Source organism: Streptomyces sp. NPDC026062 (genome assembly GCF_055568375.1).
Window position 1 is genome coordinate 39,776 of record NZ_JBVHOQ010000011.1, and the last position, 18,468, is coordinate 58,243.

Annotated in this window: 21 protein-coding genes and 2 pseudogenes; 11 read left to right on the plus strand and 12 right to left on the minus strand. The window is 71.6% G+C overall.

The genetic code is table 11. The features are described from left to right. Nucleotides 1–3: 3 nt before the first annotated feature. Entirely contained in the window at nucleotides 4–1,326 is a 1,323-nt protein-coding gene (locus ACZ4LX_RS12430; protein WP_467643397.1) for a PhoH family protein, read from the minus strand. A gap of 339 nt (nucleotides 1,327–1,665) precedes the next feature. Then, on the minus strand, nucleotides 1,666–2,427 hold the full coding sequence (locus ACZ4LX_RS12435; protein ID WP_148020469.1) for an isoprenyl transferase: 762 nt from the start codon (nucleotides 2,425–2,427) through the stop codon (nucleotides 1,666–1,668). Nucleotides 2,428–2,625: 198 nt separating this feature from the next. Here ACZ4LX_RS12435 and mgrA point away from each other — a divergent pair, with 198 nt between their 5' ends. After that, nucleotides 2,626–3,666, plus strand: coding sequence for an L-glyceraldehyde 3-phosphate reductase (gene mgrA / locus ACZ4LX_RS12440; protein ID WP_467643393.1), 1,041 nt, complete (start codon nucleotides 2,626–2,628; stop codon nucleotides 3,664–3,666). Between the two features lie 445 nt (nucleotides 3,667–4,111). Then, a complete protein-coding gene (locus ACZ4LX_RS12445) occupies nucleotides 4,112–5,266 on the plus strand; it encodes a winged helix DNA-binding domain-containing protein (RefSeq protein WP_467643390.1) in 1,155 nt (384 codons plus the stop codon). Between the two features lie 73 nt (nucleotides 5,267–5,339). Here the strand turns inward: ACZ4LX_RS12445 and ACZ4LX_RS12450 are convergent, their stop codons facing one another. The 3 genes from ACZ4LX_RS12450 to ACZ4LX_RS12460 form a co-directional block, all read right to left on the minus strand. After that, on the minus strand, nucleotides 5,340–5,798 hold the full coding sequence (locus ACZ4LX_RS12450; RefSeq protein WP_467643387.1) for a hypothetical protein: 459 nt from the start codon (nucleotides 5,796–5,798) through the stop codon (nucleotides 5,340–5,342). Nucleotides 5,799–5,867: 69 nt separating this feature from the next. Continuing rightward, nucleotides 5,868–6,674 carry a class I SAM-dependent methyltransferase gene (locus tag ACZ4LX_RS12455; RefSeq protein WP_467643384.1) on the minus strand — a complete coding sequence of 269 codons (807 nt, stop codon included), beginning with the start codon at nucleotides 6,672–6,674 and terminating at the stop codon, nucleotides 5,868–5,870. Nucleotides 6,675–6,787: 113 nt separating this feature from the next. Continuing rightward, nucleotides 6,788–7,639 (minus strand): prepilin peptidase, encoded by an 852-nt coding sequence (locus ACZ4LX_RS12460; RefSeq protein ID WP_467643379.1) that lies wholly within the window; start codon nucleotides 7,637–7,639, stop codon nucleotides 6,788–6,790. 104 nt (nucleotides 7,640–7,743) lie between these two features. On the opposite strand from ACZ4LX_RS12460, the gene ACZ4LX_RS12465 reads away from it, so the two are divergent. The 4 genes and pseudogenes from ACZ4LX_RS12465 to ACZ4LX_RS12480 form a co-directional block, all read left to right on the plus strand. Then, nucleotides 7,744–8,115 (plus strand): DUF192 domain-containing protein, encoded by a 372-nt coding sequence (locus ACZ4LX_RS12465; RefSeq protein ID WP_467643376.1) that lies wholly within the window; start codon nucleotides 7,744–7,746, stop codon nucleotides 8,113–8,115. A gap of 667 nt (nucleotides 8,116–8,782) precedes the next feature. Then, complete coding sequence (locus ACZ4LX_RS12470) at nucleotides 8,783–9,979, plus strand: hypothetical protein (RefSeq protein ID WP_467643372.1); 1,197 nt, start codon at nucleotides 8,783–8,785, stop codon at nucleotides 9,977–9,979. 226 nt (nucleotides 9,980–10,205) lie between these two features. Then, on the plus strand, nucleotides 10,206–10,793 hold the full coding sequence (locus ACZ4LX_RS12475; protein ID WP_467643369.1) for a hypothetical protein: 588 nt from the start codon (nucleotides 10,206–10,208) through the stop codon (nucleotides 10,791–10,793). A gap of 69 nt (nucleotides 10,794–10,862) precedes the next feature. Next, nucleotides 10,863–11,024 (plus strand): annotated as a pseudogene (locus tag ACZ4LX_RS12480) (hypothetical protein); the annotation flags it as partial. Nucleotides 11,025–11,130: 106 nt separating this feature from the next. Here the strand turns inward: ACZ4LX_RS12480 and ACZ4LX_RS12485 are convergent. After that, nucleotides 11,131–11,724 carry a hypothetical protein gene (locus tag ACZ4LX_RS12485; RefSeq protein WP_467643366.1) on the minus strand — a complete coding sequence of 198 codons (594 nt, stop codon included), beginning with the start codon at nucleotides 11,722–11,724 and terminating at the stop codon, nucleotides 11,131–11,133. 401 nt (nucleotides 11,725–12,125) lie between these two features. On the opposite strand from ACZ4LX_RS12485, the gene ACZ4LX_RS12490 reads away from it, so the two are divergent. Continuing rightward, nucleotides 12,126–12,629 (plus strand): DinB family protein, encoded by a 504-nt coding sequence (locus ACZ4LX_RS12490; RefSeq protein ID WP_467643363.1) that lies wholly within the window; start codon nucleotides 12,126–12,128, stop codon nucleotides 12,627–12,629. Nucleotides 12,630–12,707: 78 nt separating this feature from the next. Here the strand turns inward: ACZ4LX_RS12490 and ACZ4LX_RS12495 are convergent, their stop codons facing one another. Next, nucleotides 12,708–13,667: a YihY/virulence factor BrkB family protein gene (locus tag ACZ4LX_RS12495; protein ID WP_467643360.1), complete on the minus strand. Its 960-nt coding sequence runs from the start codon at nucleotides 13,665–13,667 to the stop codon at nucleotides 12,708–12,710. Nucleotides 13,668–13,963: 296 nt separating this feature from the next. On the opposite strand from ACZ4LX_RS12495, the gene ACZ4LX_RS12500 reads away from it, so the two are divergent. From ACZ4LX_RS12500 to ACZ4LX_RS12510, 3 genes are all read left to right on the plus strand, one after another. Continuing rightward, nucleotides 13,964–14,368, plus strand: coding sequence for a hypothetical protein (locus ACZ4LX_RS12500; protein WP_467643357.1), 405 nt, complete (start codon nucleotides 13,964–13,966; stop codon nucleotides 14,366–14,368). Then, nucleotides 14,365–14,682 (plus strand): hypothetical protein, encoded by a 318-nt coding sequence (locus tag ACZ4LX_RS12505; RefSeq protein WP_467643355.1) that lies wholly within the window; start codon nucleotides 14,365–14,367, stop codon nucleotides 14,680–14,682. Before ACZ4LX_RS12500 ends, ACZ4LX_RS12505 begins: the two co-directional genes overlap by 4 nt. Nucleotides 14,683–14,784: 102 nt before the next feature. After that, a complete protein-coding gene (locus ACZ4LX_RS12510; protein ID WP_467643352.1) occupies nucleotides 14,785–15,030 on the plus strand; it encodes a hypothetical protein in 246 nt (81 codons plus the stop codon). On the opposite strand, the gene ACZ4LX_RS12515 is transcribed toward ACZ4LX_RS12510, so the two are convergent. The 4 genes from ACZ4LX_RS12515 to ACZ4LX_RS12530 form a co-directional block, all read right to left on the minus strand. Next, nucleotides 15,017–15,322 carry a hypothetical protein gene (locus ACZ4LX_RS12515; protein WP_467643349.1) on the minus strand — a complete coding sequence of 102 codons (306 nt, stop codon included), beginning with the start codon at nucleotides 15,320–15,322 and terminating at the stop codon, nucleotides 15,017–15,019. The two genes, ACZ4LX_RS12510 and ACZ4LX_RS12515, sit on opposite strands and share 14 nt — an antisense overlap. A gap of 168 nt (nucleotides 15,323–15,490) precedes the next feature. Next, nucleotides 15,491–15,979 carry a hypothetical protein gene (locus tag ACZ4LX_RS12520; RefSeq protein ID WP_467643346.1) on the minus strand — a complete coding sequence of 163 codons (489 nt, stop codon included), beginning with the start codon at nucleotides 15,977–15,979 and terminating at the stop codon, nucleotides 15,491–15,493. 206 nt (nucleotides 15,980–16,185) lie between these two features. Continuing rightward, nucleotides 16,186–16,980, minus strand: a complete 795-nt coding sequence (locus ACZ4LX_RS12525; RefSeq protein WP_467643344.1) for a GOLPH3/VPS74 family protein — start codon at nucleotides 16,978–16,980, stop codon at nucleotides 16,186–16,188. A gap of 338 nt (nucleotides 16,981–17,318) precedes the next feature. Then, the gene (locus ACZ4LX_RS12530) at nucleotides 17,319–17,636 is read right to left on the minus strand and encodes a hypothetical protein (protein ID WP_467643505.1); all 318 of its coding nucleotides are present in this window, start codon (nucleotides 17,634–17,636) and stop codon (nucleotides 17,319–17,321) included. On the opposite strand from ACZ4LX_RS12530, the pseudogene ACZ4LX_RS12535 reads away from it, so the two are divergent. Further along, a pseudogene (locus ACZ4LX_RS12535) lies at nucleotides 17,538–17,921 on the plus strand (protein kinase domain-containing protein); the annotation flags it as partial. The gene ACZ4LX_RS12530 and the pseudogene ACZ4LX_RS12535 overlap by 99 nt on opposite strands. Here ACZ4LX_RS12535 and ACZ4LX_RS12540 read toward each other — a convergent pair. Then, entirely contained in the window at nucleotides 17,920–18,459 is a 540-nt protein-coding gene (locus ACZ4LX_RS12540) for an ATP-binding protein (protein ID WP_467643503.1), read from the minus strand. The pseudogene ACZ4LX_RS12535 and the gene ACZ4LX_RS12540 overlap by 2 nt on opposite strands. Between the last annotated feature and the right edge of the window lie 9 nt (nucleotides 18,460–18,468).

The following is an 18,468-nucleotide window of genomic DNA, read 5'->3' on the forward strand; positions in this document are numbered from 1 at the left end:
GTATCAGATCTGACCTTCCTCCAACATTTCGGTCACCAGTGCGGCGATGCGGGAGCGTTCCGAACGCGTGAGCGTCACATGCGCGAAGAGCGGGTGACCCTTCAGCTTCTCGACCACGGCGACGACTCCGTCGTACCGGCCGACCCGGAGGTTGTCCCGCTGGGCCACGTCATGTGTGAGCACCACCCGGGAATTTGCCCCGATTCTGGACAACACCGTCAGCAGGACGTTCCGTTCGAGCGACTGGGCCTCGTCGACGATCACGAAGGCGTCGTGCAGGGAACGGCCCCTGATGTGGGTGAGCGGCAGGATCTCCAGCATGCCGCGCCCCAGCACCTCCTCGATCACCTCGCGGCCGGAGACCGCCGAGAGGGTGTCGAAGACGGCCTGGGCCCAGGGGCTCATCTTCTCGGCCTCGCTGCCGGGGAGATAGCCGAGCTCCTGCCCGCCCACCGCGTACAGCGGGCGGAAGACCATCACCTTCTTGTGCTGCCCGCGCTCCAGCACCGCTTCGAGCCCCGCGCAGAGCGCCAGCGCCGACTTTCCGGTGCCGGCCCTGCCGCCCAGGGAGACGATGCCGACGTCCTGGTCCAGGAGGAGGTCCAGGGCGATGCGCTGCTCGGCGCTGCGGCCGTGGATGCCGAACGCCTCCCGGTCGCCCCGGACGAGGCGGACGTTGCCCTCGGCGGTCACCCGGCCGAGCGCCTTGCCCCGTTCGGACTGGAGGACCAGACCGGTGTGCACGGGCAGCTCGGCGGCCTCGGGGACGTACAGCGTGTCCTCGGTGAAGAGGAGGTCCACCTGCTCGGCCGACAGGGAGAGTTCGGACATTCCGGTCCAGCCGGAGTCGGTGATGGCGAGTTCCGCCCGGTACTCCTCGGCGAGGAGACCGACCGACGACGCCTTGATGCGCAGCGGCAGGTCCTTGGAGACGACCGTGACGTCGTACCCCTCGGCCTGGAGATTGCGTGCGACCGCGAGAATCCGTGAGTCGTTGTCCCCCAACCGGTAGCCGGCGGGAAGGACGCCGGGATCGGAGTGGTTGAGTTCGACGCGCAGCGTTCCGCCCAGGCCCCCGAGGGGGATCGGGGCATCCAGCCGGCCGTACCGGACCCGGAAGTCGTCCAGCAGCCGCAGCGCCTGCCGGGCGAAGTATCCGAGCTCGGGGTGATGCCGTTTGGCCTCCAGTTCCGTGACCACGACGATCGGGAGCACGACTTCGTGCTCGTCGAAGCGGGACATGGCGTTCGGATCGGCCAGCAGGACGCTGGTGTCGAGAACATAGGTGCGCCTGTCGGGCATGCGGCGCTTTGTGCTGGTCACCACGGAAGGACGTACCCCCTCGGACGAGGTTGGGGTGCGACGGCGTCGCGGAGCATCCCAATGGGAGAGGACGGGCCGGGCTCCGGCCACCTTGCGCGGGCCGTGCGCCGGCCCTCCGCGTCGGCCGCACTGTATGTACGGTCCTTCGTGTGCAAAGGGCCTCCCGGGCGAGCGGACTCCATGCCGCTCACTTGGACACGATGTCCGCCTGGTTGGAGACCGGACATCGACCTGTCAGGGGTATGCCCTCGAACACGCCAAGCCATGCCGACCTGGCCGGATCCGGTCGAAGCCGTCCGGGGGGGCCGGGGTGGTCCGGGCCGCCCGGCGGCCCGTGCCCTCTCAGCCGCCGTAGCGGCGGTGGCGGGCGGCGTAGTCACGCAGCGCCCGCAGGAAGTCGACGCGGCGGAACGCCGGCCAGAAGACTTCGCAGAAGTAGTACTCGGAGTGCGCGCTCTGCCAGAGCATGAAGCCCGAGAGACGCTGCTCTCCGCTGGTACGGATCACGAGGTCGGGGTCCGGCTGTCCCCGGGTGTAGAGGTGTTCGGAGATCAGGTCGGTGGAGACGATCTCCGCCAGGTCCTCGAAGGAGGTGCCCTTCTCGGAGTGGTCGAGCAGCAGGGAACGCACCGCGTCCGCGATCTCCTGGCGCCCGCCGTAGCCCACGGCGACGTTGACGAGTATTCCGTCGACCCCGACGGTGGCCTGCTCGGCCTCCTTGAGGACCGTCTGGGTGTGCGCGGGCAGCAGGTCGAGCGTGCCGACGTGATGGACGCGCCAGCGTCCGTCCGCCACCAGGTCGCGCACGGTGTTCTCGATGATGCCGAGGAGCGGGATGAGCTCGGACTCGGGCCGGTCGAAGTTGTCGGTGGAGAGCATCCAGAGCGTGACGACCTCGACATCCGTCTCGCTGCACCAGCCGAGAAGCTCCTTGATCTTGTCCGCTCCGGCCTGGTGCCCCTGCGCGGCGGTGCCGCCGGACGCCTTCGCCCAGCGCCGGTTTCCGTCGAGGATGACGCCGATGTGCTTGGGCACCTGGGCGTGATCGAGGCGGGCCTCCACCCGGCGTGCGTAGAGCCCGTACACCAGGTCGCGCAAGTTCACTGAGTTCACCTCTCGGTTCCGTGCGGGCACTCCCGCCCCATTTGCCCGGGGTCCGGGGCCGTCCACCTGGGGATCGCCGCACCGGAAAGGGGGCGGGACGCCCCGCCGTGCCGTGCAGTCCCGAAGCCGCCACATTACTGCGCAGGCGGCGCACCGGCCCAACCCGGCCTGTCACAAGTCCGTGATAAGGAGGGAAACGTGACTGATTCCTCTTCCTCCTACCGGGCCGCCGCCACGCGCTACGACTCCATGGAGTACCGCCGCACCGGCCGCAGCGGCCTCAAGCTCCCGGCCGTCTCGCTCGGCCTCTGGCACAACTTCGGCGACGACCGCGCGCTCGACTCGCAGCGCGCGATTCTGCGCCGCGCATTCGACCTCGGGGTGACCCACTTCGACCTGGCCAACAACTACGGCCCGCCGCCCGGCTCGGCCGAGCTCAACTTCGGGAAGATCTTCCAGCAGGACTTCGCCCCGTACCGCGACGAGCTGATCATCTCCACCAAGGCGGGGTACGACATGCACCCCGGCCCCTACGGCGAGTGGGGCTCGCGCAAGTACCTGCTGTCGTCGCTCGACGCCTCGCTCAAGCGGATGGGGCTCGACTACGTCGACATCTTCTACTCGCACCGCTTCGACCCGGACACTCCGCTGGAGGAGACGATGGGGGCGCTGGCCTCCGCCGTGCGGCAGGGCAAGGCGTTGTACGTGGGGGTCTCCTCGTACAACTCCGAGCAGACCGCCGAGGCGGCCCGGCTGCTGAAGGAGATGGGGGTGCCGGCCCTGATCCACCAGCCGTCCTACTCGATGATCAACCGCTGGACCGAGGACGACGGGCTGCTGAACACCCTGGAGGCGGCCGGCATGGGCTGCATCTCCTTCGTGCCGCTCGCCCAGGGACTGCTGACCGGCAAGTACCTGAAGGGCATCCCCGAGGGTTCGCGCGCCACGCAGGGCAAGTCCCTCGACCCGGGCCTGCTCTCCGACGAGGTGGTCCGCCGGCTGAACGGGCTGAACGACATCGCGCGCCGTCGCGGCCAGTCGCTCGCCCAGCTGGCGCTCAGCTGGGTGCTGCGCGACAGCCGCATGACATCGGCTCTGATCGGCGCGTCGAGCGTGGAGCAGTTGGAGGAGAACGTCGCGGCTCTGGCCGGACCGGCGCTCTCGGACGCGGAGCTGAAGGAGATCGACACCTTCGCCGTGGACACCGCGGGCACCAACATCTGGGCCGGACGGGCCTGAGGGCCGCCGGGGCTCACGACCGCATCCGCGGTACGGGCCTTGGCTCACGGCTCCCGCTGTGCCGGGGCACAAAAACGGGCCGGTCCGTGGGGGGGGTTACGGACCGGCCCGAGGGGGGGTTTCCACCATAACCCTTCGTAAGTGCTGCTGGGTGCCACGCCACGAAATAATTACTCTCCGAATGTGCGGGACTCCGCCACGGACATGGAATCAGGTACTCCGCAAGGCCTGGAGCTGGGCAAACGCCCGACGGGGCCACTTTGACTCCGGACACACCCGCAGGACATACACAGGATGTGCACATTCCGGTCGTCGGTGACCGCGCTCCCACTCCCTTCCATGGGCCACCCCGCCCCCGGCGACCGCCGACGGGTACCGGCCGGACTCATCGACGGCCCGGCGTCGAGGACAGAACCTGACCTGATGGGCCGGTAGCTTTCGATCCATGACGACGCGAAGCGCAACCGTCTCCTGGGCCGGAGCGAACTCCCACCGGATGGAGCGCCAGGGCCTGACGGACCCGCTCACCGCTGCCCCGGCCGCGGTGGTCGGGGCGATGCCGGCCGCGCACGCGCAGGTCCCGTCCGCCGCCGAGCTCTCCGTGGGACTGCGGAGCCGCGACCTGACCCGGGCCGATGTGCGCAAGGCCCTGTGGTCCGACCGGAGCCTGATCAGGACGTTCGGACCGCGCGGCACCGTCCATCTGGTCCCGGCGGCCGAACTGCCCATGTGGACAGGGGCGTTGTCCGCGCTTCCGCCGGGCCGCACCACCCAGCCCGAAGGGGTCCGGATGACTCCGGAGCAGACCGAGGAGGTGCTGGCCGCGATCGCCGACGCCCTGACCGGCGCGGAGCTGACCGTCGACGAACTCACGGAGGCGGTCGTCGCCCGCGCCGGGGCCTGGGCCGGAGAACCGGTGATGCCCGCCTTCCAGACCCTGTGGCCTCGCTGGCGGCAGGTGACACATCTGGCCTCCCACCGCGGAGTGCTCTGCTTCGGTCCGGACCGGGGCCGCAGAGTCACCTACACCCGCCCGGACATCACCCCGCTCGACGGACCCCGGGCACTCGCCGCGCTCGTCGGCCGCTATCTGTACGCGTACGGCCCCGCCACCCCGCAGCACTTCGCCAAGTGGCTCGCTGTGCCCGCCCGTTGGGCTTCCGAACTGTTCACGCGACTGGCGGCGGACGGGGAGATCGAGGAGGTGACGTACGAGGACGGCACCCCGGCCTGGGTGGTGACGGGAGACACCGCCTTCCCCGCACAGCCCGTACGCGGAGTGCGGCTGCTTCCCTACTTCGACGCGTTCGTCATCGCGTCCCAGCCCCGCGAGGAGCTCTTCCCCGGCGCCGCGTACACCCGGGCCCTGGCGGGCGGTCAGGCGGGGAACTTCCCGGTCCTGCTCGTCGACGGCACCGTGGGCGGGGTGTGGCACCAGCGGCGCTCGGGCCGGCGGCTCGCGGTGACGGTGGAGCCGCTGTCCCCGCTGACGGGCGGACAGCTCCATGAGCTGGAACAGCAGGTGGCCCGGGTGGGCGAGATCCTGGAGGGGAAACCGGAGCTGACGGTGGGAGAGGTCACGGTCGGGGCCCACGCGTAAGGACCTTCCCGCGGTTCCTGGCGGGACAGGCCTCGGGGCGCGTCGGCGCACCGCCCGGGCCGGGCCTCGGCGGTCACGTCGCCGCGGCCACGCCCCGGTGGCCCCGGGTGAAGCGGATGCCCACGGTGTCACCGCCCGTCACCACGAACCGGCCGCCCTCACAGCGGATGACGGCCTCGTGCACCTCGCCCCGCTCATCCCTGCGCTCCTCCGTGCACAGCACCGTCCAGCCGCCTTCCGGCGGCTCCGGCAGCCACGTCATTCCGGCGAACTCCCACTGGGCCGCCGGAACACACCAGTCGGGAAGATCCGGCCAGGTACCGGCCCCCACATGCAAGGTGCCGTCGGACGCACAGGTCAGCACCACCGACTGGCCGTCGTCCAGCAGGAAGGCGACCGCTTCCGGCTCCCCCATGCGCCCCTCGGGCCGGTAGAAGACGCCGAGCACGCCGACGATCCTGGCGCCCGCGAGCCATTCCGCGTTCCCCTGGCGCGGGCCGCGCGTCGCTTCCTCGCCGTTGCCGACCCTCATGGCCCGCTCCTTCCCCGTGCGCTCGGCCTCCAGAGTGCCACCCTTCGGGCACCGTAAGGGAGTTCGGCCTCATCCGGGTTTGCGGGCCTCGATCAGAAAGCGGGTGGTGTGGGCGACGAACGGCCCCTCGGTCTCGATCCGGTGGTGCAGCGCGGCAAGTGGTGTCCGGTACGCGCCGACGGTGAAGCCGGGCACCATCCAGATCACCTTGCGCAGGAAGTAGACAACGGCGCCGATGTCGCGGAACTCGGTGCGCAGCCGCTCCGTCCTCAGGTCGACGACATCGAGACCGGCCGCCTCGGCGGCGGCGCGAGCCTGCCCGGGGTCGCGTACGGCGCGCACCTCCGGCGGCTGCGGGCCGAGGAAGTACTCGACGAGTTCGAAGACGCTGGCCGGACCGACCTGCTGCGAGAAGTACGTGCCGCCGGGGGTGAGGACCCGGGCGATCTCCTCCCACCACGTGGTCACCGGGTGGCGGCTGACCACCAGGTCGAAGGCCGCGTCACCGAACGGCAGCGGCGGCTCGTCCTCGTCCGCGACCACCACGGCACCCCGCGGATGGAGAAGGGCGGTGGCACGGGCGACGTTCGGCGGCCAGCCCTCGGTGGCCACGGTCAGCGGCGGCAGCTTCGGCGCGGAGGCGAGCACTTCGCCGCCCCCGGTCTGGATGTCGAGCGCCGCCCTCGCCCGGCCGAGGCGCTCCCCCATCGCACGGGCATACGCCCAGGAAGGGCGCTCCTCGGTGGCCCGGCCCTCCAGCCAGGAGAAGTCCCAGCCGGCCACGGAGACGGCGTCGGCCTCGGCGACCAGGGCCTCGAACCGGGCGCGTTCGTCGGCCTGCGCGGCTGCGTGCGCGCCATCGGGAGCTGCGGTCATACGGGAATGGTGGCAGCCGGACACGGCCGAGCGCGACCGCATTCCCGGCGCGGCCACCGGGCCGGAAGCCGTCCGGCCGCCTCTCAGGCGGACCGGCGCCATCCGGCCGCCTCTCAGGCGGACAGCGCGCCGAACAGAATCCCCAGCAGCGCGCCCGCGATCATGAACGGGCCGAACGGGATGCCGGTCTTGCGCCCGGCGCGCCGCATGATCACCAGCCCGAACCCGTACACCGCGCCGAACAGGAACCCGGCGAACCCTCCGACGAACAGGACGGCCCAGCCGTACCAGCCGAGGACCACGCCCAGGGAGAGAGCGAGCTTGACGTCTCCGAAGCCCATCCCGTTCGGGTTGATGAGGAAAAGCAGGAAGTAGAAGGTGCCGAGAGCCGCACCACCGAGCAGTGCGGGCACCCAGCCGCCGGCATGCTCCGGCAGCAGGGCGGCGATGCCGAGGAGCGCCGCCGCCACGGCCGCGCCCGGCAGCGTCAACTGGTCGGGCAGCCGGTGCACCCGGCGGTCGATGGTCGCGAGGAGCACCCCGACGGGGGCGAGCAGCAGCCAGACGACGAGCTCGGGGCGCGTCCCGGTGGCCGCGGCGAGGGCGGCGCAGGCGAGAGCGGTGACGACGGGTGCGAGGAGGTGCGGGGCGTAGCGCGGGGCGGTGGGTGCGGTGTGGGGGTCCTCGGCCGCGGCGGGGCCGTCCCCGACGTCGCCCCCGGGGTCTTCCGCCGGGTCCGTCCCCGGCGTTGTACGCACGGCGGTGGCCGCGCCCACCTCGGCGCAGGCCGCGCAGCGTGTGGAGCCGAGCCACCCTCGGCCCGGCCCGATGAGGGCATGACCTGCGGGGCAGGCGTCCCGCCACGCGTCGTCCGGTTCGACGGAGAACCGGTAGGCGGCGCGCGGGACAAACAGTCCGGCCGCGACCCCCCAGAGGGCGGCGACCCCTATCAGCATGGCGTACACGGCATAGACCCTAGACGGCCCCTCGGACACCGGCCATGGGCCCTGGGGCCCACCGCATGCCGATCCAGCCCCAGAGTCCGTCACGTGGCGCTACCGTCGTGGCCATGGCTCGATGGCGCAATGGAACAGGAACGCTGACGATCACCGACCGGGACGGGAAACGGGAGACCGTGGTGCCGCTGCGGATCGCGGCCTCGTACCGTCACCGGGCCCGCGGACTGCTCGGCCGGACCGGGATCGACGGCGCGCTGATGATCACGCCGTGCGGGAGCGTGCACTCCTTCCGGATGCGGTTCACGATCGATGTGGCCTATCTGGACCGGAAGTTCAACGTCGTGGCGGTGCACACGATGAAGCCCGGACGGCTGGGCATGCCCCGGCTGCGGGCCCGGCACGTGATCGAGTCGGAGGCCGGCGCGATGGCATCGTGGGGCCTGCGGCCCGGTACGCAGGTGCGGATATCCCAACCCGGCTGACCGACGGGGCCCTTGGGCGGGCGGCGGCGGTGTTCCTGGCGTCGGGGACCCTGTCTGTTGCCCCGGTCCGGGGCTGGGGTCTTTGTCCTCAATCGCCGGACGGGCTCGGTGCGGGTGCTCCGCGGGGTGCGTTCTGTCCGGTGGGTGGGGGTGGGGTCCCTCCGGGGCGTCTCCTCAGAAATGGCGTGTGCACCCGGCGACGCGGAGAAACCCGGGTCGTACGCCATTCCCTGCGGGGACTCCCCTGCACGCCCCCACCCGGACCCGTCGCGCGCCTGCACCCCGGTGGGACGACCCCGCAGACAAAGAGGGACGACGCCGGCCCTCCGGCTGATCGCAGACGCATGGCGGGCGGGTTCGGGGCCGTGCAGGGGAGTCGCCGCAGAACGACGAACATCGACCCGGGTACTACTGCGTACCGGCGGAACGTTCGTCGTTCGAGGAGACGCCCCGGAGGGGCACCGGACCCCCACCCACCGGGGTGACGCGAACCCGGCAACGCGGAGCGACCCGCACCCACGGGGCGACCCGCACACACCAAGCCCGTCCGGCGATTGAGGACGGAACCCCGCGCCCCGGACCGGGGCAAGGCCGAAGAACCCCGCTGCCGCCCGCCCAAGGGCCCCGCCCACCGGCGCGCCCCCGGCCGGACGTCATAATCGGCCGTATGTCCGTCGACCCTTCCCCCCAGGTCACCCCTGTCCCGCCACACCCGGAGGGCCGGCCGGTGCGCGGGCGGTTCGGTGCGGCGTTCGCCGCAGCCGCACCGGCACTCGGGGCGTACGCCGCGGTACGGATCGTCGGACTCGTCGTGTTCTGGGCTGCCGCGTCGGCAAACGGGAAGGACGCGCTGCATCTGCTCTCCGAACGCTGGGACTCCCTCTGGTACCAACGGGTCGCCGAGAACGGCTACGGGTACACGGTGACGCTCCCGGACGTGGGCGTCCACTCCGATCTGGCGTTCTTCCCGCTGTTGCCCGCGCTGGAGCGCGGCATCGCGGAGGTGACCCCGCTCGGCCTCGCGGGCGCCGGGCTGCTGGTTGCCTGGGTGGCCGGGCTCCTCGCCGCGTGGGGGATCTTCGCTGTCGGGGCGCGGCTGTACGGTCGCGGGGCCGGGGTGGTGCTGGCCGCGTTGTGGGGGGTGTACCCGACGGCGTTCGTGCAGTCGATGGCGTACACCGAAACCCTGTTCACGGCGCTCGCCGCCTGGTCGCTGTATGCCGTACTGACCCGGCGCTGGATCGTGGCGGGTGGTCTGTGTGTGCTGGCCGGGCTGACCCGCCCCTCTGCCGCCGCGCTGATCGCCGCGCTCGCGGTCACGGCCGCGGTGACCCTCGTACGGGAGTACCGGTCCGGGGCCGTCGACGGCCTCGTGCGCCGCAACGGCCGGATGCTGCTCGGGGTGGTCATCGCGCCATTGGGCTGGCTCGCCTATGTGGTGTTCGTCGCGGTGCGCGAGGGCAGCCCGTTCGCCTACTTCGACGTGCAGGCGCAGTGGGGCAACAGCATCGACGGCGGCGTGGCCCTGGCCTCCTTCATTTTCGGGCTTCCGCTGCCCGGGATGCTCGGGCTGTGCGCGGCGCTGGCCGCTCTCGGCTGGCTGGTGTCGTTGTGCGTACGACAGCGCCAGCCGCTGCCCGTACTCGTCTACGGCATCGCTGTCGTCGTCATCTCGCTGATCGGCTCCGGGTACTTCGGCTCCCGGCCCCGGCTGATGATGCCCGCCTTCCCGCTCCTGCTGCCGCCCGCCGTCGCACTGCTGCGGCTGCGTTCCACGGCCCGTACGGCGGCGGTCGTCGCGGTGCCGGCAGTGGCGTCGGCGGCCTACGGTGCGTGGACGCTGCTCGGATCCGGCCCGCCGTAACCGGGCGGGAAGGCGAGCGGGACGGCTTCTGTCAGGCCTCCTGGGCCTGCGGGCCCACACCCCGCCCGCGTCGGCGCGGGTCCCCGGCCCGGCGGCCGTTCTGGGCCCGGCATTGGGGCTGCGGGCCCGCGTCAGGCACCTTCTCCAGCCGTACGCTCCACGTCACAGCCGGAGTTCGGCAGTGCGTGCACGGACAGCGGGGCAAGCGCCACAGAGGGAGAGAACCGTGAACGGTGGAAGCCATACAGAGGGAGGAAGCGGTTCCGGAGGCGGCAGGGGGGCGCTGTTCGCGCTGGCCCGGTGCTGGGCCGCAGGGGCCGTCGTCCATGTCGTCTCCGGTTACGTGATCTCGCATGGATTCGTCGATCTGATGGTCACCGACGAACGGCTGGACGTCTTCGCGTGGCGGCTGGGTCTGCGCCACGTACCCGTCGTCCTCACCACCGTGCTGACCGTGCTGGCCGCCGCCCGCACCCTGCCCGAGGAGCGGCGTACGTCCCGGCCCCGGTATCTGTCAGCCGCTCTGGCTGTCCCGCTGGCCGCCCTCGCGTACGGGTACTACGAGTACTACGGGAGCGCGGCGGCCTCGCAGGTCCCCGGCGTCGAAGGGGTCCTGCTGCCTGCGGTGACCCTGGCGACCGGAGCGGTGGTGGGGCTGTCCGTGGACCGGCTGATGGAGGACACCGAGGCGGAGTCCCCGCAGGCCGCCCCGTACTCCTGGCGGGACGGCGGAGCGGGCGCCACGGGCTACATCGGGGGGATCGGCCTCGCGGCCGGCGTCGTCGCCGCGCTGGCCGGCGCGATGGCGTGGTGACGCCGAGGTGCGTGTCGTCCTCGTTCGCGACGGGGTCTTCGAGCTGTCGGGGCCGGGCTCTTCTCCTCGTTCCTCCGGTTCCGCAACGCCGGAATCGCTCTGCCGACCGGTATGAGGGGAGCGCACGGGATCCTGACCTTGCTGGGCCGCGACGAGGACCGCGTTCCCGAGGCGGTGCGGCCGGCCGCCGGACTGGGCCATGTCCTGCCGACCGTCGGCCTCACCCTGTTGTCCGTGCCGCTCGGCGAGCGCGTCAGCACGTACGGCGGACCGGGGCGAGCAGTGAACAGGTTGAGGCCGGCTCCCTGTGAGGGACTCCGTCCCCCGGTTCCCTCCCCTATCGCGACGGAACGTCACTTCCGTACACGACCCAGGGCGACTGCTCGAACGAGCTCACTCCGGACAACTGCGGCTGCACGGCTGCTACTTCGGGCCGCACCGCCAGCGTGTCGGGCCAGTGGTCGAAGTACACCGTCCCCTTCTCGATGAACCCCCTCCAGTCGGTGGCCTCCGAAGCGCCCTCCCGGTCGACCACGAAACCGACACAGAGCACCGATGCCCTCCCGACCGCCTCCCGCACCGCGCGCACGACTGTCTCCCGGTCGTCCCCGCTCAGGCCGCAGAGCCCGAACTGCACGGTCACCGTGCCGTCGTCCGTCCGCCGGACCCGGGTGGGGACCTCGGCGCCGCTGCGCAGCCAGAGCAGGAAGTCGACCTGGTCCAGCCGTTGCAGGCCTGCCAGGAGTACGAGTTGGTCCCTGGTCACCCAGGACTGGGTGCCGGTCTGCCGGGGCCCCGGGCCCATCAGCGTGATGCGCCGGGTGACCGGATGATCGGGCCGCACACCCGCCACCTCCAGGTCGCCGAGCAAGGACTCGGCGTCGGGGCGGCTCCAGCCCAGGTGGTAGGAGTAGAAGAATCCGTCACTCATCGGCACGTCACCTCGTGAAGAGAGTCCGGGCACCCCGGATTCACCCCGGCACACGCCGGATGAGAGGTGGCCGCCCTGCTGGTCAGGTAGAGCGTGGAAATCCCAGTGCACGCGAGCGCACCCGCCCCGCCGCCGGCCGGGCGGCTTCGCGTGGGGCTCACGGTTGGTCTCCTTGAGCGTAATGAGGACCGCTGCCCGGTGCGTGGGCCCACGGACCCACCGGCGGACCCCAATGGGCCGGGGCGCGTCATGACACCGGGAGGGATGCGCCATGACACCGGGAGGGGCGCGTCATGACCTCGTCGTGTGCGCGGCATGAGCGCGAACGGACGCGGCGGAATCGCCGCCGCCGCGGATATGCGGTGGACAGGGCGGTCCGCGACCGGCGATCGTGTACGCCGATGACACGCACCGATTCGCCTCCCGCCTGGGACGAGCGCACCCAGCTGACCACCTTCCTCGACTACACCCGCGCCACGGCCGTGGCCAAGTGCGAGGGCATCTCGCAGGAGAACGCGGTCCAGGCACCGCTCCCCGGTTCTCCCCTGATGACCCTCGCGGGCATCGTCAACCATCTTCGCTGGGTCGAGTACTTCTGGTTCGAGGTCCAGTTCCTCGGCGGGGAGGACGAGGGCCCGTGGACGGACGAGGATCCCGACCGCGAGATGCGCATCGCCGTCGACATGCCGATCGCCGACGTGCTGGCGGAGTACGAGGCGCAGTCCGCCCGGTACCGCGAACTCGTCGCCGGTCATGACCTGGACGCCTCGGCCGAACGGCCGCGCCGGGACGGTACGTTCCCCGATCTGCGCTGGATCCTGCTGCACCTGATCGAGGAGACGGCCCGGCACAACGGTCACATCGACATCATCCGGGAGATCGTCGACGGCACCACGGGCGACTGAGCCCCACGGGACCGGGCGACCCGGACGTCACGGGCCATCGCGCGTCCCGGGCGACCGAACGCCGTCGGCCCCCGACCGCTACGGAACGCTGCGCCGCGCCCGGTCGAGTTCGACGTTGAACTGGGCGCCGGTCAGCAGTGCCAGGTTGGTGAACCACACCCAGATCAGGAACACCACCAGCCCCGCGAGTGAGCCGTACAGCCTGCTGTAGGACCCGATGTACGTCGCGTACAGCGCGAATCCCGCCGAGGCCACCAGCCACAGCAGCGCCGCCAGCACCCCTCCCGGCAGCCCCTGCCGCGTTCCGCGCGCGGAGGCCGGTCCGGTCCGGAACAGGACCATGATCAGGCAGGCGACCAGGCAGAGCAGCATCGGCCACTTCAGCACCGCCCACAGCGCCTCCTCCAGGCCCGCCAGCCCCATCCGCTGTCCGAGCCGGCGGGCCGGCGGCCCGGAGAGGACGAGAGCGAACGCGCTGGCCATCAGGAGCAGCAGCAGCCCGGTCGCGGACGCGACGATGATGTGGGCCTTGCGCAGGGCGGGCCGGGTGTCCGGCACCCCGTGCATCGCGTGCAGCGCCCGCCGGAACACGGCCAGATAGCTGGACGCGGACCAGACCGCGCTGACGGTCCCGGTCCCGACCAGCAGCCACACCGCGGTGCGCTGCCGCGTGGCGGCCTCCAGCGGCTGGCGCAGCGCGGCGCCGGACTCCGCCGGGGCGAAGGCGGTGACGTCGGCTATCAGCGCCTGCGTGGCGTGGGGACTGGCCAGCCCGATGACGGAAACCGTCACCAGGAGCGCGGGGAGCAGGGCGAGAATGGCGTAGTACGTGAGGGCCGCCGCCCAGTCCGAGAGGTCGTCGTTCCACAGGGAGACGGGCGTCCGTCGCAGGGCGACGGTCCAGTTCCGCGGCGTCCGGGGGCGGCCGTCGGGGCCGTCGGGGCTGGGATGACCGGACTCCGGGCCGTTCTTCCTGGGGCGGCGGCTGTCCGTGCGGGGTGGTGTCCCGGCGGCGGTACCGCTGTTCTTGCTGAACACGGATGAGGCTCCGGGGATGTAGAAGGGGCGGCACGGTCGGGTACCTCGCGCGCAAGGGCCGTGGTGACGCGGTGTGCTTCCCATCCTCTTCTGCTCCCGTTCCCGACCGGTACACCCGGTCCCTCCGGACGCCGGGGCCGTCGTGCGCCCTCATCCCTCCGGAGGCCGGGCCCGTCGTGCGCCCGCGTCCCTCCGGAGGCCGGGCCCGTCGTGCGCCCGCATCCCTGCGGTCCGGTGCGCCCCCGGGCAGCCGCTGCCAGCTCACCGCTGTCACACCCGCGTCGTACGCTCGCGTCATGAGCGTCTCCCTCTACTACAACGCGCACCGCGCGACCCCGCTGACCGAGGCCGAGTCCGCCTCCGTCGGGCGCGTGGTGGCCGCGCACACGGCGTCGTTCCCGTACGACGACGAGGAAAGCCTGTACCTGTACGACCAGGATTCCTCCGAGCCTCCGGAGATAGTCGCCGGGTCCACCAAGATGCCCTTCGATCCCGGCCGGCTGATGCCCGTGATCGCCCATGTGCTGGATTCCGTCACGGAGTTGCGCCGGGTCCTGCCGGATGCGGAATGGCGGGTGCACATGGACGATCTCGACGTCCCGTGGGACGAGGCCGAGGGGTACGCCCTGCCCGGGATGCGCGACGCGGACCTCATGGCGGAGCTCGCGGCGGCGGGCGGCGAGGACGGAGCGGCGGGGTGAGCGACGCGGGTTCCGGGACAGAGGCGGGGGCGGGGACGGTTCCGGGGGCCCGGCAGCCCACGCCGGAGCAGCGGCGGCTCATCGAGTTCGGCGAGGCGCTGTACCACCGCGTGTCACCTGATGCCGCTCTCGGCCATGTGCTGTTGCCCGAGGACGGCGCGGTGGCGGTCGTGCACCAGGTGAGGGGCGGCGGCACGATCCTCGTGGGGGCCGACCGGTCGGTGCTCTTCTCCGGCTCCGCGCGCGGCATCGGTCCCGCCCTGGCCGACTTCCGGGCGGGAGCGCGCACGCCCGTGGAGCGCTTCGGGCGGTGACGGCCGCGACGACGTCCTCGTGGAGACGGCCGATCGGGCCCGGGCCGTGCCCTGGAAGGAGTGCGCGATGGGGTCGACCGCGTACCCGTAGAAGGAGGCCCGGTGGTTGACCCCGCGCTCAAGCACGCCCTGCGCCTTCTCCGCTCAGTGAAGTCGCAGAAGCCGCCCGACGGGGATGCCGTCGCGTTCGCCGACTGGCGGGAGAGCGTCGCCGGGGCCTTGGACGCGTTGGCCTGCGTACTGAACTTCGAGGCGGACCGGGAGAGGGCCGGAGCGGAGGCTGCGGCAGCACGGGAACAGGCCGCGGCCGTTCGAAGCCGCTGGGGGACCGCGGTCAGCGAGCGCTGATACCGCGGGCGGCCATCCAGATGGTGAGGTCGCGGGCAATCCGGTCGATGCTCGTCTCGGTGACGACCTCGTGTTCACGACGCGTGGTGTCACGGCGCACGACCTCGTAGACGCCTTCGTCCAGGACCGCGACCGAGGTGAACCACACAGGGTCGTCCTCGTCGGGCTGGATGACGACGAAGGTGTTGTCCGAGCTGTTGAGGTCGTCGATCAGCATGAACAGCGCGTCCTCGGACGGGTCCTCGATGTGGTCGCCGCTCTCACTCTCGGCCCGGTAGTACGCAGCTCTCATCGGTCCTGTCTCCTCACAGCCCGCTGCCCTGATTCCGGCCAGGATGACACGCACCACTGACACTTCCGACAGCGCCGACCGGGCCCGCCGCGCGAGCGGGGCGGCCCGCCCCACGTCGGACACGGTCTCCCCCGCAGCCCCCGGACAACACCGTGAGCGGACGGACAGTCACAGCCCGGGCTGCCACGTGCCGAAAGCCCAGCCCGGGTAGGAGGTGCCGAGATACGGCAGGTGGGCGTCCCAGTCCCAGGATGACAGCGCCTGTACGGGTTGCAGCGTGATGCGACTGTCCGAGTCGACGTCGAACCCCCAGGAGAAGCCGGCCAGCGGCAGGACGCGCCGTTCGGTGTCGTCCATCGGTGTCCATGCGAGGTAACTGTGAGCCGTCCAGGCGAGGGCATCCCGCCTGGCGCGGGAAGGCGCGTCGAACAAGGTGGGCTTGCTTCCGAAGAAGGCGTACGGCGACGGCGCGTCCTCGAAGAGATAGAACGGATCCATGTCGAAGGCGGCTCCGGCGGAAGAGTTGTCCGTCGAACGCACCAGTTGCACCCAGCCGAAGAATGCCCGGTAGCCCTTTCCCGGGTAGTCGATCTCGGCCGTGCAGCTCGGGAAGTCACGGGCGGAGGGGTGCTTGCCGATCGCGACGGGGTCATCCACGTGCTCGACAGTCACGGTCAGCGAGCCCTGTAAGCCGTCATGCAAGAAGGAGGCGATCACAACTGCACCCTGTCGCTTGCAAGCCGCCCTGGGAAGGCCCGTACGAGCCAGAGAAGGCCCGTACGAGAGCGCGACAGCCGGGAGAGGCGTGCAACGGGCGCGGCGGCCCCCGGAGCCTGCACGGGCGCGGCGGCCCCGGAGCCGGGTCACCAGCCCCCGTGCCCGCTGCTTCCGTGGTGACCGGCGCCGCCGTCCGACCAGCTGCCGGGATCCGCGGAGTGGCCGAGGCCGTGGCCTCCGGTGGTGAAGTCTGCGTAGAGGTCGGCGAGTTCACCCTGGAGCCGCCGGGTGAGTCCGTCGGCTCCGGCGGCCAGCGCGGCTGCGGTCTCCGCGTCCGTCGCCAGGTCCGCTCCTCCGCCGGCGGGCGCAAGGTGTCCCGTTGAGGCGAGTGCGGCCAGACGGCGGCGGGCGGCTGTGCCCCGCAAGCCCGGGTGGACGGCGTGAGCGAGGCCTGCGGCGTGGACCAGGGCGAGAAGGGTCAGGTCGCCCCCGTCCGGGGACCCGGCCGGTCCGGAGCGCACCACGGCGTCCAGCCGGCCCAGCAGCTCCCGGCGGGGCGACCGGTCGACGAGGCCGATGTCGTGGCGCGTACGGCCCCCGGCATCGCGCCACCGACGGACACGGACCGTCCCGCGGTCCTCAAGCCGGGAAAGGTACTCGCCCGTGAGGGAGCGCGGCGTCCGGCGCAGCCACTCCCCGGGACCGGGCGGGGGATCGGCGGCGGCCAGAGCACGCAGGACGTTGTTCAGGCGGCGGTCCTCGACGGGCCGGGAGTCGGCGACCTCGATCCGGCGCAAACCGACGATGATCCGCCCCGCCCGGCCCAGATCCGCCAACTCTGCCGCCCGGAGGGCGAACCGGAGCCGTTCGGCGTCCCGTATCCGGGCTCGACGCCGGTGCGGCACCACCGCGATCAGGAGCAGTTCGTCCGCTGTAGTCATACGGGCCACGGTAGGGATACCTCCCACCGGAGGAGCAGACTCCGGCGAATGAGGCGCCTCGACGGTCAACACGCCTGCGCAGCAGCATGTTTGGCGAAACCGACCCCGGCGTGGCGCGTCCCCCTTCATGCACAACACAGCACGCGTCGTGCACACAGCACGCGTCGTGCACACGGAGCTTTCGCGCACACCTCGACCCTGGCGCGTGCCGGGGGTCCTCGTGTGTACAACAGCGCGTATGTGCACGGCAGTCCACCTGCGCGCTCAGCGGTCTTCGTGTGCACGGCACCCTTCGTGCGCACGGCAGTCCTCGTACGCACCAGCCCTCGTACGCGTGGTCACGGGCAACGAGGGCGGGTTGCGGGGTGCGGGAGCGAGCCGCTTGCCGGGCGGCACAACGGGAGGGTCGGACCAGCATGACCACAGGCACGGGCGACGGGCACGACGGCGTGCGGGCCGACGGGCAGGACGGGGACGGGAAGAAGGCCCCGCCCACCGCCCTGGGCGATCTCGCCCCGCTCACCGCCACCGACCCGCAGCGGATCGGCCCGTACCTGCTGCTCGGCCGGCTCGGCGCCGGCGGCATGGGCCGGGTCCACCTCGCACGGTCCGAGGGCGGACGAACCGTCGCCGTGAAGGTGGTGCACGAGGAACATGTCTCCGACCCACAGTTCAGGGCCCGTTTCCGCCGCGAGATCGACGCAGCCAGGCGCGTCGGGGAGCGCTACACCGCTCCCGTACTCGACTCCGCCCCCGACGCCGACCCGCCGTGGGTCGCCACCGGATACGTGCCCGGCCTCACTCTCGAACAGGTCATCCGCAGATACGGCCCCCTGCCCCCGTCCTCCGTGCTCACCCTGGCCGACGGGCTGCTGAAGGCACTGGAGGACATTCACGCGGCGGGGATCATCCATCGTGACCTCAAGCCATCGAACGTTGTCAACGAGGGAACAAGACCCAGGACTTGGTGCCGCGCTGCGGCTGCGGTGCCTCGCACATGCCCCACTCGCCTCCCCAGTCGTCCGCGACCGCCGCCAGCAGCCAGAGCGCGCGTCGCCGACGCCTCTCGCAGAGAGTGGTCAGGTCGGGGTCGGAATGGTGCGGATGCTGGTCCCACACGAGCAGGCGCACCGCGTCGTCGCGGTGACGCAGGGACACATAGAGCTCCCTGCCCGGGCTCATCCGTGCGGTGACCGAGACGAGTTCGGTGACAGCATGTGTGACCGGCCAGATGTACGGGGCGAGCCCGTGCGCCTCCAGGGCGGCCGCGGTCGCCGTACGGGCGATGCGGGCGCTGCGGATGTCGCCGGGAAGGGTGAAGCTCAGCGCGAGCCCGGAGGCATGGCGACCGGATCCGCCCTTCGGGCGGAGGTAGGGCTGCGGCGAGCGGGGCCGGGCGGAGTGCGCACCGGTGTCCGGGAACGGCGTCCGCGTCTCGGCGGCGGCCGGGCAGAGTGCGTCGAGTGGAGATGAGTGCATGGCTGATTC

Bases quoted from the DNA above. Each gene is read 5' to 3' on its own strand.
- ACZ4LX_RS12445 (WP_467643390.1), top strand. From the start codon at position 4,112: ATGACGACGCGAAGCGCAACCGTCTCCTGGGCCGGAGCGAACTCCCAC.
- ACZ4LX_RS12450 (WP_467643387.1), bottom strand. From the start codon at position 5,798: ATGAGGGTCGGCAACGGCGAGGAAGCGACGCGCGGCCCGCGCCAGGGG.
- ACZ4LX_RS12455 (WP_467643384.1), bottom strand. From the start codon at position 6,674: ATGACCGCAGCTCCCGATGGCGCGCACGCAGCCGCGCAGGCCGACGAA.
- ACZ4LX_RS12465 (WP_467643376.1), top strand. From the start codon at position 7,744: ATGGCTCGATGGCGCAATGGAACAGGAACGCTGACGATCACCGACCGG.
- ACZ4LX_RS12470 (WP_467643372.1), top strand. From the start codon at position 8,783: ATGTCCGTCGACCCTTCCCCCCAGGTCACCCCTGTCCCGCCACACCCG.
- ACZ4LX_RS12485 (WP_467643366.1), bottom strand. From the start codon at position 11,724: ATGAGTGACGGATTCTTCTACTCCTACCACCTGGGCTGGAGCCGCCCC.
- ACZ4LX_RS12490 (WP_467643363.1), top strand. From the start codon at position 12,126: ATGACACGCACCGATTCGCCTCCCGCCTGGGACGAGCGCACCCAGCTG.
- ACZ4LX_RS12500 (WP_467643357.1), top strand. From the start codon at position 13,964: ATGAGCGTCTCCCTCTACTACAACGCGCACCGCGCGACCCCGCTGACC.
- ACZ4LX_RS12515 (WP_467643349.1), bottom strand. From the start codon at position 15,322: ATGAGAGCTGCGTACTACCGGGCCGAGAGTGAGAGCGGCGACCACATC.
- ACZ4LX_RS12525 (WP_467643344.1), bottom strand. From the start codon at position 16,980: ATGACTACAGCGGACGAACTGCTCCTGATCGCGGTGGTGCCGCACCGG.
- ACZ4LX_RS12530 (WP_467643505.1), bottom strand. From the start codon at position 17,636: ATGTTCCTCGTGCACCACCTTCACGGCGACGGTTCGTCCGCCCTCGGA.
- ACZ4LX_RS12540 (WP_467643503.1), bottom strand. From the start codon at position 18,459: ATGCACTCATCTCCACTCGACGCACTCTGCCCGGCCGCCGCCGAGACG.